At 70.0% G+C, this 14,218-nt stretch carries 13 protein-coding genes; 4 read left to right on the top strand and 9 right to left on the bottom strand.

Translation table 11 applies throughout. The features are described from left to right. Positions 1-24: 24 nt before the first annotated feature. Positions 25-2,160: a CapA family protein gene (locus M3Q35_RS32580; RefSeq protein ID WP_273936368.1), complete on the bottom strand. Its 2,136-nt coding sequence runs from the start codon at positions 2,158-2,160 to the stop codon at positions 25-27. 219 nt (positions 2,161-2,379) lie between these two features. Then, positions 2,380-3,771 carry a glutamate decarboxylase gene (gene gad / locus M3Q35_RS32585; protein ID WP_273936369.1) on the bottom strand — a complete coding sequence of 464 codons (1,392 nt, stop codon included), beginning with the start codon at positions 3,769-3,771 and terminating at the stop codon, positions 2,380-2,382. Between the two features lie 108 nt (positions 3,772-3,879). On the opposite strand from gad, the gene M3Q35_RS32590 reads away from it, so the two are divergent. Together M3Q35_RS32590 and M3Q35_RS32595 are read left to right on the top strand one after the other, a co-directional pair. Then, positions 3,880-4,689 carry a lysozyme gene (locus tag M3Q35_RS32590; protein ID WP_273936370.1) on the top strand — a complete coding sequence of 270 codons (810 nt, stop codon included), beginning with the start codon at positions 3,880-3,882 and terminating at the stop codon, positions 4,687-4,689. A 248-nt stretch (positions 4,690-4,937) separates the two neighbouring features. Continuing rightward, positions 4,938-5,804: a lysozyme gene (locus M3Q35_RS32595; protein ID WP_273936371.1), complete on the top strand. Its 867-nt coding sequence runs from the start codon at positions 4,938-4,940 to the stop codon at positions 5,802-5,804. A 58-nt stretch (positions 5,805-5,862) separates the two neighbouring features. On the opposite strand, the gene speB is transcribed toward M3Q35_RS32595, so the two are convergent. The 5 genes from speB to M3Q35_RS32620 form a co-directional block, all read right to left on the bottom strand. Next, positions 5,863-6,873 (bottom strand): agmatinase, encoded by a 1,011-nt coding sequence (speB, locus tag M3Q35_RS32600; protein ID WP_273936372.1) that lies wholly within the window; start codon positions 6,871-6,873, stop codon positions 5,863-5,865. 15 nt (positions 6,874-6,888) lie between these two features. Beyond that, positions 6,889-9,180: a phosphoribosylformylglycinamidine synthase subunit PurL gene (gene purL / locus M3Q35_RS32605; protein ID WP_273936373.1), complete on the bottom strand. Its 2,292-nt coding sequence runs from the start codon at positions 9,178-9,180 to the stop codon at positions 6,889-6,891. Then, positions 9,177-9,854, bottom strand: coding sequence for a phosphoribosylformylglycinamidine synthase subunit PurQ (gene purQ / locus M3Q35_RS32610; RefSeq protein ID WP_273936374.1), 678 nt, complete (start codon positions 9,852-9,854; stop codon positions 9,177-9,179). Before purQ ends, purL begins: the two co-directional genes overlap by 4 nt. Further along, entirely contained in the window at positions 9,851-10,090 is a 240-nt protein-coding gene (gene purS / locus M3Q35_RS32615; RefSeq protein WP_116172073.1) for a phosphoribosylformylglycinamidine synthase subunit PurS, read from the bottom strand. The genes purQ and purS overlap by 4 nt, the downstream gene beginning before the upstream one ends. 171 nt (positions 10,091-10,261) lie before the next feature. Beyond that, on the bottom strand, positions 10,262-10,804 hold the full coding sequence (locus M3Q35_RS32620) for a hypothetical protein (protein WP_273936375.1): 543 nt from the start codon (positions 10,802-10,804) through the stop codon (positions 10,262-10,264). Between the two features lie 116 nt (positions 10,805-10,920). On the opposite strand from M3Q35_RS32620, the gene M3Q35_RS32625 reads away from it, so the two are divergent. After that, a complete protein-coding gene (locus M3Q35_RS32625) occupies positions 10,921-11,898 on the top strand; it encodes an NAD-dependent epimerase/dehydratase family protein (RefSeq protein WP_273936376.1) in 978 nt (325 codons plus the stop codon). Positions 11,899-11,931: 33 nt separating this feature from the next. Next, entirely contained in the window at positions 11,932-12,573 is a 642-nt protein-coding gene (locus M3Q35_RS32630) for an MBL fold metallo-hydrolase (protein WP_273936377.1), read from the top strand. On the opposite strand, the gene M3Q35_RS32635 is transcribed toward M3Q35_RS32630, so the two are convergent. Next, positions 12,544-13,257, bottom strand: a complete 714-nt coding sequence (locus M3Q35_RS32635; RefSeq protein WP_273936378.1) for a DUF2334 domain-containing protein — start codon at positions 13,255-13,257, stop codon at positions 12,544-12,546. The two genes, M3Q35_RS32630 and M3Q35_RS32635, sit on opposite strands and share 30 nt — an antisense overlap. A gap of 65 nt (positions 13,258-13,322) precedes the next feature. Next, positions 13,323-14,189 carry a phosphoribosylaminoimidazolesuccinocarboxamide synthase gene (locus M3Q35_RS32640; protein WP_273936379.1) on the bottom strand — a complete coding sequence of 289 codons (867 nt, stop codon included), beginning with the start codon at positions 14,187-14,189 and terminating at the stop codon, positions 13,323-13,325. Between the last annotated feature and the right edge of the window lie 29 nt (positions 14,190-14,218).

Raw genomic sequence — 14,218 nt, forward strand, 5'->3', positions numbered from 1 at the left:
GGGAAGGACGCCTTACCTGCATCGCTAGTAGGCGAAGCCGTCCATGGCGACGGTGGCGGGGGTCGGGCCGTTGTTGCGGACGAAGTCGTGCGGCCCGGCCTCGCCGTCGGCCGGCCGCCACTCCACAAAGGACACATCGTCGAAGTCGACGGCCTGGCCGGCCACCGAGCCCGCGCGGGAGGCGGCCAGGCCGAGCCGCAGCAGCACCATGTTGCCGCCGAGCTGCTCGGGCGTCAGATCGATGGATACGTCGTGCCACTGGCCGTCGGACGGCACGTCGAGCCGCCGGTCCACGTCCTTGAGGGCGGTGGACTCCGGATCCTCGGTCGGATCGGAGTCGTCGAAGTGGTACGGCGTGAGCCGGAGCAGGGCCGTCGCGCCGTTGGTCACGCGGACCTTGGCCCGGACCGTGTAGGTCGGGTCCTCGTCCAGCGGCGTGCCGTCGGCGTTCTCCTTGCGGTGCCGCGGCAGCGGGATCCGGGCCACCGGCCGGTTCAGCTGCTCGGCACCGCCCGCGCCCTCCACGTGGAGGTAGCCGGCCTGGCCGAGGGCCCCGTTGCCGACGACGCCGTTGGACCAGTGCGTGTCGCCGTCGGGCCGGCCGTCCACGGTGTTGTCGGCGAAGCTGCCCCAGCCGAAGAGGTCCTGGCCGAGCTCGACGTTCTTCACGGGTTGAGCCACGGTGAGACCGTTGTAATTGATCTTCGTGACGGAGTGCGGGCCGACCTGCACCGACACCGGCGTCGGCTTCGGCGGGTCGGCGGTGATCACGGCCGTGCCGTGGTCGGCGTGGAACTGGGCCGGTTTGGTGTCCGGGTCGAGCGTGATCGGCACGGCCACCACCCCGCCGTTCTCGCCCCGCTGCGTCTGCACCGGCCGCCGGCTGTCGGCCCACACGCCCAGCACGGTCCGCCTCGCGGCGTCGCCGGTGGCCGGCATCGGGCGGTAGCCGTCGATCTCCACCGGCACCAGCCGGGCCTCGACCAGCGTGTCGCCGTCCCAGACCGTGCGCAGGAAGGCCGACGAGAAGGTGGACATGAAGTCCTGGTCGAACACGAAGTTGCCCATGCTGTAGGCGATCAGGTGGCCCTTGTACCACTCGAAACCCTGCAACACGTGCGGATGGTGGCAGATCACGATGTCCGCCCCGGCGTCGATGGCGGCCCGGGCCATCGCCCGGGTGTCCTTGGCCGACGCCGACTGGAACTGGAAGCCGGTGTGCATCTCCACGATGGTCAGCTGGGACTGCCCGGCCACGTCCCGGATCTGCGCCGGAGACGCCGTGTTGTCCCAGTGGGCGGCGCCGGCGTGGCCGCGGCGGCCCACCCAGTCCTGGATCTCCGGGTAGACGTGGGTCAGCGACGGCCAGGCCGCGGCCTGGTCCGCCTTGGACAGCTTCTCGTAGACCGCCCACGCCTGGCCGATGGTCCGGTCCTGGCTCGGGATCTTGCCGAAACCCCAGGTCCGGGGCTGGTACTGCCAGGCGTCGTCGGCGCTGGTCGGCGTGCCGGTCTTGGGGTAGGAGTCGTTGACGTACGAGCCGTCCACGCTGGTGTAGGCCAGCACGGCGACGCCGGTGCCGTGCACCGTGGTCTGGAACGGCTTCTGCGGCTGGTCGCCGACGGTCGTGCCGACCACCGGGAAACCGGCCGTGGATAGCGCTTTCTCCGTGTCGGCCACGCCGTCGTCGAGGAAGTCTCGGGTGTGGTTGTTGGCCAGCAGCGGCACCGTGACGCCGAGCGCCTTGAGGCCGTCCACACTCGCCGGCGGCGACTCCAGGATGAAGCGCTTCTTCGGGTAGGCGTCGGCGGCCGCCTTGTCGCTGACCACGGTCTCCAGGTTCACGGTGCTCAGGTCGGCCAGCCGGAAGGCCGGCGCCACGGCGTCCACCACGGAGCGTACGCCCGCGGCGGCGGCGCCGGCCGGGATCAGCTCGGACTGGTAGCGGCGGCCGAACATCACGTCACCGGCCGAGTTCACCACGAACCGCTTGCCACCGTTGTCGGACAGCAGCCGCACGTCGATCGTCTTGCCGGCGTCCTCAAGGCCGAGCAGCACCGGTTCGGCGATGTGGCCCGGGGCCTGAGCGACCGTCATGACCGGGCCGTTGGTGAGCTGCACTCGCTGCGGCTCACCCAGCGGCCGGCCGTTCTCGTCCACGACACGCACGGTGACCGCCGCCGTTGCCGCGGTCGGCACCACCTCGCCGCCGTCCGGACAGCGCCATAAACAGCCGCCGACCAGGTTGGGCACGATCGCCAGCCCGCCGGCGACCAGCACGAGAATCAGGACCAGGTGCAACCGCTTGCCGACCGACGCCACGGGCACTCTCCATTAATTAGGAAACTTTCCTAATAGTGAGAGAGGTTCACGTACGTGTCAATGGTGTTGGCCGTGCTCGAAGCCGGCCGCCTCCGAGCCGCGGATCGGCTTGTCCTGTCGCTCCAGCGTCGGCAGAGCCCGCCTCAGGTCGTCCAGCAGCAGCTCGGCCAGATCGCGCCCGAAGCCGTTGCGCACCACGATGCGCAGCGCCGCCAGGTCGGTCCGGTCGTCCGGGAAGGTGTACGCCGGCACCAGCCAGCCGGCCTGCCGCAGCGCCGCCGACACGTCGAACACCGAGTAGCGGGTGACCTCGTCGGACAGCGTGAACGCGAACACCGGCAGCTGGCTGCCGTCGGTCAGCAGCTGGAACGGCCCCAGCTTGCCGATCTCGCCGGCCAGCCAGGTCGCCACCTCCCGGCAGGACAGCTGAACCCGGCGGTAGCCGTCGAAGCCCAGCCGCAGGAAGTTGTAGTACTGGGCGATCACCTGCGAGCCCGGGCGGGAGAAGTTCAGCGCGAAGGTCGGCATGTCGCCGCCGAGGTAGTTGACCCGGAAGACCAGATCCTCGGGCAGCGCGTCGGAGTCCCGCCAGAGCGCCCAGCCGACGCCCGGGTAGACCAGGCCGTACTTGTGGCCGGAGGTGTTGATCGAGGCCACCCGGGGCAGCCGGAAATCCCATTCCAGGTCGGGGTCGCAGAACGGGGCGATCATCGCGCCGGAGGCGCCGTCCACGTGCACCGGGATGTCGTGGCCGGTGCGCTGCTGGAACTCGTCCAGCGCGGCGCAGATCTCGGCCACCGGCTCGTACGAGCCGTCGAAAGTGGACCCGAGGATGGCGACGACGCCGATCGTGTTCTCGTCGCAGCGGGCCACCGCCTCGGCCGCGTTGAGGGTGAACCGGTCGCCCGCCATCGGCACCAGCCGGGCTTCGACGTCCCAGTAGTTGGCGAACTTCTCCCAGCAGATCTGGACGTTGATGCCCATCACGATGTTCGGCCGGTCGGTCGGCTTCCCGTCGGCCCGCCGCTTGTGCTGCCAGCGGCGCTTGAGGGCCAGGCCGGCCAGCATGCAGGCCTCGCTGGAGCCGGTGGTCGAGCAGCCGATCGCCCGGGCCGGATCCTCGGCGTGCCAGAGCGCGGCCAGCATGCGCACGCAGCGGGACTCCAGATCGGCGGTGCGCGGGTACTCGTCCTTGTCGATCATGTTCTTGTCGAAGGTCTCGGACATCAGCCGCGTCGCCTGCGGCTCCATCCAGGTCGACACGAAGGTGGCCAGGTTGAGCCGGGCGTTGCCGTCGAGCATCAGCTCGTCGTGCACCACCTGGTAGGCCAGGTCCGGGTCGATGCCCTCGGCCGGCAGCACGTCGCGCGCGATGCTCATCGGCTCGCGGGTGAAGACGGGATTGACCGATACGTCGGTGTGCCGGTCGCCCGGATGCCTGAGACCCATACCCGCCAACGCTAGTCCCGGACACGCGGGCCCGCCCAGCGCGAGAAACTACGCCGATCGGTCTACTGTGATAGTCCGTTCGGTCCCCAGCGGGGAAGGAATTCGCCCATGGAGTCGAAGACGCGAACAGCAGTGCGGGCGGCGCTGGCCGGTGTGCTCCTCACGGCGGCGCTGGCTGCCCCGACGCCCGCGTCCGCGCAGCCGCTGGCCCACCCGCAGGACGACTACGCCGGGTCGCAGATCGCCGCGCACGAGGGCCATGGCGGCGGACCGCTGCTCACGGTGAAGGCCAACGACGACGCGCTGGGTCTGGACGTGTCCAGCCACCAGGGCAATGTGGACTGGGCCGCGGTCGCCAGCAACGGCGGCAAGTTCTCGTACTCCAAGGCAACCGAGGGCATCTCCTACACCAACCCGTTCTTCGCCCAGCAGTACAACGGGTCCTTCGCCGCCGGGCTGACCCATGGGGCGTACCACTTCGCGCTGCCGGACGTGTCCGACGGGCCGACCCAGGCGAACTACTTCGTCGACCACGGCGGCGGCTGGTCCCGTGACGGCCGCACGCTGCCGCCGGCCCTCGACATCGAGTACAACCCTTACGGCGACACGTGTTACAAGCTCACCGCCGACCAGATGGTGGCGTGGATGCGGGGCTTCACCGACCAGGTGCAGAAGCGCACCGGCCGGGTGCCGGCGATCTACACCAGCTACACCTGGTGGGTGAAGTGCACCGGCAACAACGCCGGTTTCTGGGGCAATCCGCTGTGGATCCCGCGCTACGGCACCGATGTCGGCACGCTGCCGGCCGGCTGGAGGACCCAGGCGATCTGGCAGTTCGCCGACAAGGGCGTGTTCCCCGGCGACCAGAACCGGCTCAACGGCAACACGGATGGTCTGCGCGCCCTCGCGCTGGGTTGAACTTTTCGTTACCGATTCACCAGACGTGTGGTCACAGGGTTGACAGGTAGCGCAGACTAGCGATTGGCGGCGAACCCGAGAACGCTGTCAGGCCAAGAGAGTTCACCCCTACGACGTAATACCGCTAGTCCGTATAAGTGAGAAAATCACCGTCAATCTGGCTCAAGTGTGAATCGTCGTTCACACTTCACGCAACGTGGAAGTTCCACGTGATCCGCTTCCCTGCGAGCAGATCGAGAGGTTCCACCATGAACACTCGGTTACTCCCGGCGGGCCGCGGCCGCCGGTTGTCCGCGGTCATCGCCGCCGTCCTCCTGTCCGTCTCGTTCGGCGCCACCACCCCTGCCGGCGCCGCCACAACGTCCACCTGCGGCGGGAATCCACCCGATTCCGTGCAGGACGCACAGCACAACCACACCATGGGCTCCCAGGTCGCGCGCCACCTCGGACACCGCTGCGCGCCCAAGCCCACCTCGTTCGGTCCGCTCGCCGCCGTGTACGGCATGGACGTGAGCTCCTATCAGGGCAACGTCGACTGGGGCGGCGCGTGGAACAACGGCGGCCGCTTCGCGTACATCAAGGCGACCGAGGGCACCTACTACCAGAACGGCTACTTCGCCCAGCAGTACAACGGTTCCTACAACGTCGGCATGATCCGCGGCGCCTACCACTTCGCCACGCCCAACACCACCAGCGGCGGCACGCAGGCCAACTACTTCGTCGACCACGGCGGCGGCTGGTCCCGTGACGGCAAGACCCTGCCCGGCGCGCTCGACATCGAGTGGAACCCCAGCGGCGCCGAGTGTTACGGCCTGTCCCAGACCGGCATGGTGCAGTGGGTCCTCGACTTCAGCGACACCTACCACGCCCGCACCGGTGTCTGGCCCGTCATCTACACCGCGCAGCAGTGGTGGCAGGACTGCACCGGCAACCGCGGCGACTTCACCTCGACCAACCCGCTCTGGGTCGCCCGCTACGCCGCCGGCCCCGGCGTGCTGCCCTACGCCTGGACCGTCTACACCTTCTGGCAGTACGCCGACTCCGGCACCTTCCCCGGTGACCAGGACGAGTTCAACGGCAGCTACGACCGCCTACAGGCCATAGCCAACGGCTAAAACGCCGTTCCCCGAACCCCGGTGGCGTCAGAACCCCTCTGGCGCCACCGGGGGACTTTCAACGCCCGTCCAACAGTGGCTGGGCCGGGTTCCAGGTGGTGCCGGTGGCGGCGTCCTTGCGGCGGCGGGCGATGCCGGAAAGTGCTTCCAGGACAACGCGATTGCCCAGGGCGGCGGTGATCTCGGCGTGGTCGTACGGGGGCGAGACCTCGACAACCTCAACGCCGACAACGGGAAGCTCGTAGCAGATGCGGCGGACGGCGTCGAGGAGCTGGCGGGCGGAGAGGCCGCCGGGCTCGGGGGTGCCGGTGCCGGGGGCATGGCCGGGATCGCAGACGTCGACGTCGACGGAGAGGTAGACGCCGTCGCAGTCGTCCACCGCGATGGTGAAGGCCTCGGAGAGGCAGGGGTCGAAGCCACGGGTGACGATCTCGGTCATCTCGTACGACCGCATGTGCTGGGCGGCCATCCAGTCCAGGGTTTCCGGCTCGGGCCAATAGCCGCGCAGCCCGAGCTGGAGGAAGCGGTCGCCGCGTATGGCGCCGCACTCGAGCAGACGGCGCATGGGCTGGCCATGGCCGTAGAGGTGGCCGAACTCGATGTTGCCGGTGTCGGCATGGGCGTCGAAATGGATCATGGAGATGCGGCCGAAGCCGAAATGCCGGGCCACGCCACGGGCATCCGGCAGGGCGATGCTGTGGTCGCCGCCCAGGACGATGGGGATGGCGCCGGACGCGGTGATGGTGTGCACGGCTGCCTCGATGGCGGCGTGACTGCCCATCTCGTCGCCGGCGTACATCTCGACATCACCGGCATCGAGCACCCGCAGGTCCTTCAAGGCATCCACGCGCAGCGCCAGGCTGGGCCGGGAACCGTTGTGCCCCAGGTAATCCGTGGTGCGAATGGCCTGCGGCCCGAAACGGGTGCCGGGCCGGTGCGACGTGCCGCCGTCGTAGGGCGCCCCCACGACGACGACATCGGCCTCCGCGAAGGAGGCCGGCTCGGCGAGATCACAGGGATCAACGCCGAGGAACGTCACATCCGGCCCGTACATCGCCCCGTATCGCATGGGGCTGAACGTAAATCAGTCGAACAGCGCCGGCAAGGTGCCTTCCCAGGCCTCACGCAGCTCGGACAGCGGGAAGCTGGCCAAGCCCTGGATTTCCAGCTCGGTGGACTCCTTGTCCACCACGCCGATCCGCACCCACGGCAGCTCACGAGCGGTGCACATCTCGGTGAAGCGCAGCTCCTCGCTACGCGGCACCGCGACGACCACCCGCCCGGCCGACTCGGAGAACAGCTGCACGAACGGGTCCGCGCCCTCGGGCAGGATGATCCGCGCGCCGGTCTCGCCGATCAGGCAGGACTCGACGATCGCCTGCGCCAGGCCGCCGTCGGACAGGTCGTGCGCGGCCGACAGCATGCCGTCACGGGAACCGGCGACCAGCACCTCGGCCAGCAGCCGCTCCCGCTCCAGGTCGACCTGCGGCGGACGGCCACCGAGGTGGCCGTGCTCGACGTGGGCCCACTCGGAACCGCCGAACTCGTCCCGGGTGTCGCCGAGCAGCAGCAGCGTCTCGCCCGGCTCGGTGCCGAAACCGGTCGGGATGCGCCGGGCCACGTCGTCGATCACGCCGAGCACGCCGACCACCGGCGTCGGCAGGATCGCCGTGCTGCCGGTCTGGTTGTAGAAGCTGACGTTGCCGCCGGTGACCGGGATGCCCAGCTGGGCGCAGCCGTCGGCCAGGCCCTTGATGGCCTGCTCGAACTGCCACATCACGGCCGGGTCCTCGGGCGAGCCGAAGTTCAGGCAGTCGGTGACGGCCAGCGGCGTGGCACCGGTCGAGGCGATGTTGCGGTACGCCTCGGCCAGGGCCAGCTGCGCGCCCTGGTACGGGTCCAGCTTGCAGAACCGGCCGTTGCAGTCGGTGGCCAGGGCCACGCCGCGCCCGGTCTCCTCGTCGACCCGGACCATGCCGGAGTCGGCCGGCTGGGCCAGCACGGTGTTTCCCCGCACGTAGCGGTCGTACTGCTCGGTCACCCAGCGCTTGGACGCCAGGTTGGGCGAGGAGATCATCCGCACCAGCAGCGCCCGCAGGTCCTCGGCCGAAGACGGCCGAGGCAGCGACTCGGGACCGTTGGCCTGCAAGGCATCCTGGTCGGCCGGCCGCTCGATCGGGCGGTGGTAGACCGGGCCCTCGTGGGCCACGGTGCGCGGCGGCACGTCCACCACGACCTGGTCGTGCCAGGTGATGACCAGACGGTCCCCGTCGGTCACCTCGCCGACCTCGGTGGCGATGACGTCCCACTTGCGGCAGACGGCCATGAAAGCGTCCACATCGGACGGCTTGACCACGGCCATCATGCGTTCCTGGGACTCCGACGACAGCACCTCGGCCGGCGTCATCCCGGTGGCCCGCAACGGAACCCGGTCCAGCCAGACGTGCATGCCGCCGTCGCCGGCGCTGGCCAGCTCGCTGGTCGCGCAGGAGAGGCCGGCGCCGCCGAGGTCCTGGATGCCGACCACGATGCCCTCGCGGTACAGCTCGAGGCAGCACTCGATGAGCACCTTCTCGGTGAACGGGTCGCCCACCTGCACGCTCGGCAGCTTCTTGCGGCCGGCGCCGCCCTCGTCACCGGAGAAGGTGTCGCTGGCCAGCACCGACACGCCGCCGATGCCGTCGAGGCCGGTGCGGGCGCCGAACAGGATGACCTTGTTGCCGGTGCCCGAGGCGTGCGCCAGGTGCAGGTCCTCGACCCGCAGCGCGCCGATGCAGCCGGCGTTGAGCAGCGGGTTGCCGGCGTACGAGGCGTCGAAGACCAGCTCGCCGCCGATGTTGGGCAGGCCGAGGCAGTTGCCGTAGCCGCCGACGCCGGCCACCACGCCGTGCAGCACGCGGCGAGTGTCGGGGGCGTCGGCCGGGCCGAAGCGCAGCGGGTCGACCACGGCGATCGGGCGGGCGCCCATGGCCATGATGTCGCGGACGATGCCGCCGACGCCGGTGGCCGCGCCCTGGTAGGGCTCGACGTAGGACGGGTGGTTGTGGCTCTCCACCTTGAAGGTGACGGCCCAGCCGTCGCCGATGTCGACCACGCCGGCGTTCTCGCCGATACCGGCCAGCATCTTGGCCCGCATCTCGTCGGTCGTGGTCTTGCCGAAGTAGGCCAGGTGGATCTTGGACGACTTGTACGAGCAGTGCTCGCTCCACATCACCGAGTACATGGCCAGCTCGGCGTCCGTCGGCCGGCGGCCGAGGATGTCGCGGATGCGCTGGTACTCGTCGTCCTTCAGGCCCAGCTCGCGGTACGGCTGCGCGTGCTCCGGCGTCGCCGACGCGTGCTCGACGGTGTCGATCAGGTGCTCAGTCGTCGTCACGCCGCCACCAAAGTGTCGAGTGCGGACAGGAACAGGCCGAGGCCGTCGTCGGACGGGCCGGTCAGCGCGTCGATCGCGTGCTCGGGGTGCGGCATCAGGCCGACCACGCGCCCGTTGGCGCTGGTGATGCCGGCGATGTCGTTCAGGGCGCCGTTGGGGTTGCCGCCGACGTAGCGGAACGCCACCCGGCCCTCGCCCTCCAGCTCGTCAAGGACGTGCTGGTCGGCCACGTAGCAGCCCTCGCCCGACTTGAGCGGGATGAGGATCTCCGCGCCCTGGTCGAACCGCGAGGTCCAGGCCGAGCTGGTGTTCTCCACCTTCAGCCACTGGTCGCGGCAGACGAAGTGCAGGCCCTTGTTGCGGATCAGCACGCCGGGCAGCAGGCCGGCCTCGCACAGGATCTGGAAGCCGTTGCAGATGCCCAGCACCGGCAGGCCCTTCTTGGCCGCCTCGACGACCTCGGTCATCACCGGCGCGAACCGGGCGATGGCCCCGGCGCGCAGGTAGTCGCCGTAGGAGAAGCCGCCCGGCACGACCACCGCGTCGACGCCCTTGAGGTCGGCGTCGGCGTGCCACAGGGGCACCGACTGCGCGCCTGAGCGGTCGACCGCCCGGGCCGCGTCCTGGTCGTCCAGGGTGCCGGGGAAGGTGATGACCCCGATGCGCGCCGTCACGACTCCACCCGCCGCACGACCCAGTCCTCGACGACCGGGTTGGCGAGGAAGGTCTCGGCGATCTTGGCGAGGGTGGCGTCGTCGACCGAGTCGTCGACGTCCAGTTCGAAGTGCTTGCCTTGGCGGACGCTGCCGATGCCATCGAATCCGAGACGGGGCAGCGCATTGGCCACCGCCTGACCCTGCGGGTCGAGGATTTCGGGCTTGGGCATGACGTCGACGACGACTCGGGCCACTGAGGATGCTCCCGGTGTGGAAGGGTCGCGGTACCGGCAGAGCCTACCTGACCTGGGTGAAGTCGATGGACACCCGCCGAACGCCCGGTTAACGTGATCATTCGCCGAGGCCCCGTAGGCCGAGGAAGTGAGCCCAGCCAACGTCCGGACGGTCGACGGCTGGGCTTTGCGCTATGTGGAGCCGGTGACCTCGACGGTCCTGCCGACCAGCGGAGCGGCTCGGCGAAACCAGTCACCCCCGGCCCCAAAACACCAGGCCACAGCGTCGGCCACCCACAGGAGCTGCTCCCGACCCCCGCTCAGGTGCTCATACGTGAGGTTCGACTCACTTGGCCGCTTGCCGAGGGTGTCGCGGATCGTGCGCACGTCATGAATGTCCCGGTCGGCCCGGCTGTCCAGCACAAGCCGGCCCGCGCGCAGATCGAGCAGGTCATCGGTGAGCCGCGACAGGCACGCCTGGCGTGCCTTCTCGTCGGCGCGGCCGCACGGGCTCAGGTACACATGCGCTTGCGCGCCAGCCTCGACCAGCGCGGAGATGATCAGCCTGCGGCGTTGCGGGGTCTCCTTCTTGAAATGCAGTTCCCGCTGACCGGCGAACAGCAATCCGGACAGCAGCTTGCGGAGCCTTTTGAGATCTCGGGGATCGACCAGGGCCGCGACCACCAGATAGATGTCGCCGCGGCGGGACTGGTCGACGAAGGCGTGCACACTCACCGATCAGTGATCGACTCGTGCCGACTTGAGCTGAATCGATCGACCGGTTAGACCTCGGCGTTCGCCCAGCGCGAGACGGGTGGCGGGGGCGGTGGCGCGGGTCGAGGGTGTGAGCCATGCGACTACTGGTACTGGGCGGGACGGTGTTCGTCGGCCACGCGGTGGCGGCGGAAGCGCTGCGGCGTGGGCACGAAGTGGTGTGCGCGGCGCGGGGGACGAGCGGCGGCGTGCCACCGGGGGCGACGCTCGTGCCGGTGGAGCGGGACGCGCCGGACGGCCTGGCCGCGCTGGCCGGGGAGCCGTTCGACGCGGTGGTGGACGTGGCGAAAATCTCCTATCCGTGGGTACGCGACGCCGTGCGGACGCTCGGGCCGACCGCGCCGCACTGGACATTCGTGTCCACCATCAGCGTGTACGCCGACCTGACCGAAGTGACCGACCGGCTGCTGGAGCCGTTGCCGGAGGACGGCCGGGACGACCTGTCGAAGTACGGCGGGATCAAGGTGGCCAGCGAGCAGGAGGTCAGTGAGCACCTCGGTGACCGGGCGTTCATCGTGCGGCCCGGTTTGATCACCGGCCCCGGCGACGGCAGCGACCGCTTCGGCTACTGGCCGGGCCGGTTCGCCCGCGGCGGCCAGGTGCTGGTGCCGGCCGACGAAGGCGAGCTGAGCCAACACATCGACGTCCGCGACCTGGCCGACTGGATCGTCACGGCGAGTGAGAACCGGCTGGTCGGCACGCACGACGCCATCGGACCGTCGCGGCCGCTGGCCGATGTGCTGGACTGGATCAGGGAACTGGTCGCGCCGGCCGGCACCGAGGTCGTGCTGGCGAGCTCGAAACAGTTGGCGGACAACGACATCCAGCCCTGGTCCGGCCCGCGGTCGCTGCCGCTGTGGCTGCCGGCCGAGGACGTCGCCTACACGTCCCGTGACACCGCGGGGCCGGTCGCCGCCGGGCTCACGTTCCGGCCGTTCGAGGACCAGGTGCGTGGGGCGCTGGCCACGGAAGAGAAGCTGGGCCTCGACCGGGAGCGCAAAGCCGGCCTCACGCTCGCGCAGGAACGCGAGGTCCTGGACAAGCTCCAGGCATAGGGTGGTTGTCGACGCAGAGCGAAGGAGCCATCCATGCAAATCGTCCACTTCGGACACGCGTGCGTGCTGCTGGACACCGGCTCGGCCCGGCTCTTGATCGACCCGGGCCTGTTCTCCGCCGGCTTCGAGCAGACCGAGGGCCTGGACGCGGTGCTGATCACCCACCAGCACTTCGACCACCTCGACGAGAAGCGGCTGCCGGCGCTGCTGGCGGCCAACCCGGGCGCGAAACTGGTCGTGGATCCGGACTCCGTCGAGACCGTCAAGAAACTGGGCCTTGCGCACACCGTCGCCAACCCCGGCGACAAGCTGACCATCGCGGGCGCGACGGTGGACGTGGTCGGCGGCCGGCACGCCGACATCTACGGCGACAAGCCCGGCATCACCAACGTCGGCTACCTGGTCGACGGCGGCGCGTTCCTGCACCCCGGCGACTCGGTGGCCGACGTGGTCTCCGGCGTCGACGTGCTCGGCCTGCCGGTCTCGGGCCCGTGGCTGAAGCTGTCCGAGGCGATCGACTTCGCCAAGGCGGTCGCGCCGCGGGTCGCGGTGCCCATCCACGAGGCGGTGCACAGCGAGATCGGCCTTGGCATCACGATGAACTGGCTCAACATGACCAAGCCGGACACCATCGAGATCGTGAAGCTAGCTCACGGCGAGGCGACGAAGGTGTAGTCCCGCATAGGTCATGGGCTCGGCGCGGTGGTGCAGGGCGATGTCGATCGCGTCCAGCACCGCCTGCCGGGGCCCGGGCCGGTGCAGATCACCGGCGTCCACCGCGATGCGCACCAGGCCGCCGCGGCGGGCGGTCCGCGCGACGCCGAGCACCAGCGCCCAGCACAGCCACTGCTCGCCCCGCTCGGTACGGGCGAGACCGTGCACCCGGCCCGGGATGACCACGCCGTTGTGCAGGTCGCGCACTGCCGTCACGTCGGCGCAGAGCCGGAAACCGTGACGGCGCAACGCGATCAGCGTGCCGTTGGAGGCCAGCCAGCGCGGCGGCGCGAAGTAGTCGGTACGCAGGTCGAGGCGTTCCAACAGGGCTCGGGCCGCGACCAGGCGCAGGTTCGCCTCGTGCGCGGGCAGCGCGGCGAACTCGGCCTGGCGGCGGATCACCAGCGTCCGCCGGCAGGGGTCGAGGTCGTGGTCGAGGCCGTGCAGCACGACGGCGTCGCCGCCGGCGGCTCGGCCGCGGACCCACCGCAGCGCGGGCGAGTCCGCCGACTGCCGGTCCACCCGCGGGGCGACCAGCAGCGACAGCGGCACCCCACGGGAATCCATCTCGGCGGCCAATCCGGTGGCCTGCGCGAGCGTCTTCGCGTTGATGCCGGACAGCGAGACAACCAGCCGGGAGCTCACCCGTTAAGTGCGCAGCACCGGCATGGCCCCGGCCTGACGGTGAGGTGTCGCGTCGGCGAACCCTGTCAGAACCGTTTGCCGGTGACCCTTTCGTAGGCCTCCACGTACTTCGCCCTGGTCTGCTCGACGACCTCGGCCGGCAGCGGCGGGGGCGGGGTGTCGGACTTGCGGTCCCAGCCCGAGGCCGGCGAGGTCAGCCAGTCGCGCACGTACTGCTTGTCGTAGGAGGGCTGCACGTGGCCGGCCTGGTAGCTCTCCGCCGGCCAGTAGCGGGACGAGTCCGGGGTCAGCACCTCGTCGCCCAGCACGATGCGGCCGTTCGCGTCGCGCCCGAACTCCAGCTTGGTGTCGGCCAGGATGACGCCCGCCTTCTCGGCGATCTCGGCCCCGCGCCGGTACACCGCCAGCGTGAGTTCCCGCAGCTCAGCGGCCTCTTCGGCGCCGTCGGCGGCCATCTGCTCGAAGGTGATGTTCTCGTCGTGCTCGCCCAGCGGCGCCTTGGTGGCCGGCGTGAAGATCGGCTCGTCCAGCTTGGACGCCTCCACCAGCCCCGACGGCAGCCGCACGCCGCACACCGCGCCGGTGTTCTTGTAGTCGACCAGGCCGGAGCCGGTCAGGTAGCCGCGGGCGACGCACTCGTACTGGATCATGTCCAGGCTGCGCACCAGCAGCGCGCGTCCGCGCACCTCGGCCGGGATGCGGGCGTCGTCGTCGGAGACCAGGTGGTTGGGCACGATGTCGCCCAGCGCCTCGAACCAGAACACGCTCATCGCGGTCAGCACCGCGCCCTTGTCCGGGATCGCCGTGGGCAGCACCCAGTCGTAGGCCGAGATCCGGTCGGACGCGACCAGCAGCAGCAGCTCGTCGTCCACCCGGTAGAGCTCGCGGACCTTGCCGGCGGCGATCTGCGCATAGTCAGTGAGAGCGGGCACGAGCGGCAGCCTAACCTGCCGCCACTTTA

This window comes from Kutzneria chonburiensis (assembly GCF_028622115.1).
Classification (GTDB): Bacteria; Actinomycetota; Actinomycetes; order Mycobacteriales; family Pseudonocardiaceae; genus Kutzneria; species Kutzneria chonburiensis.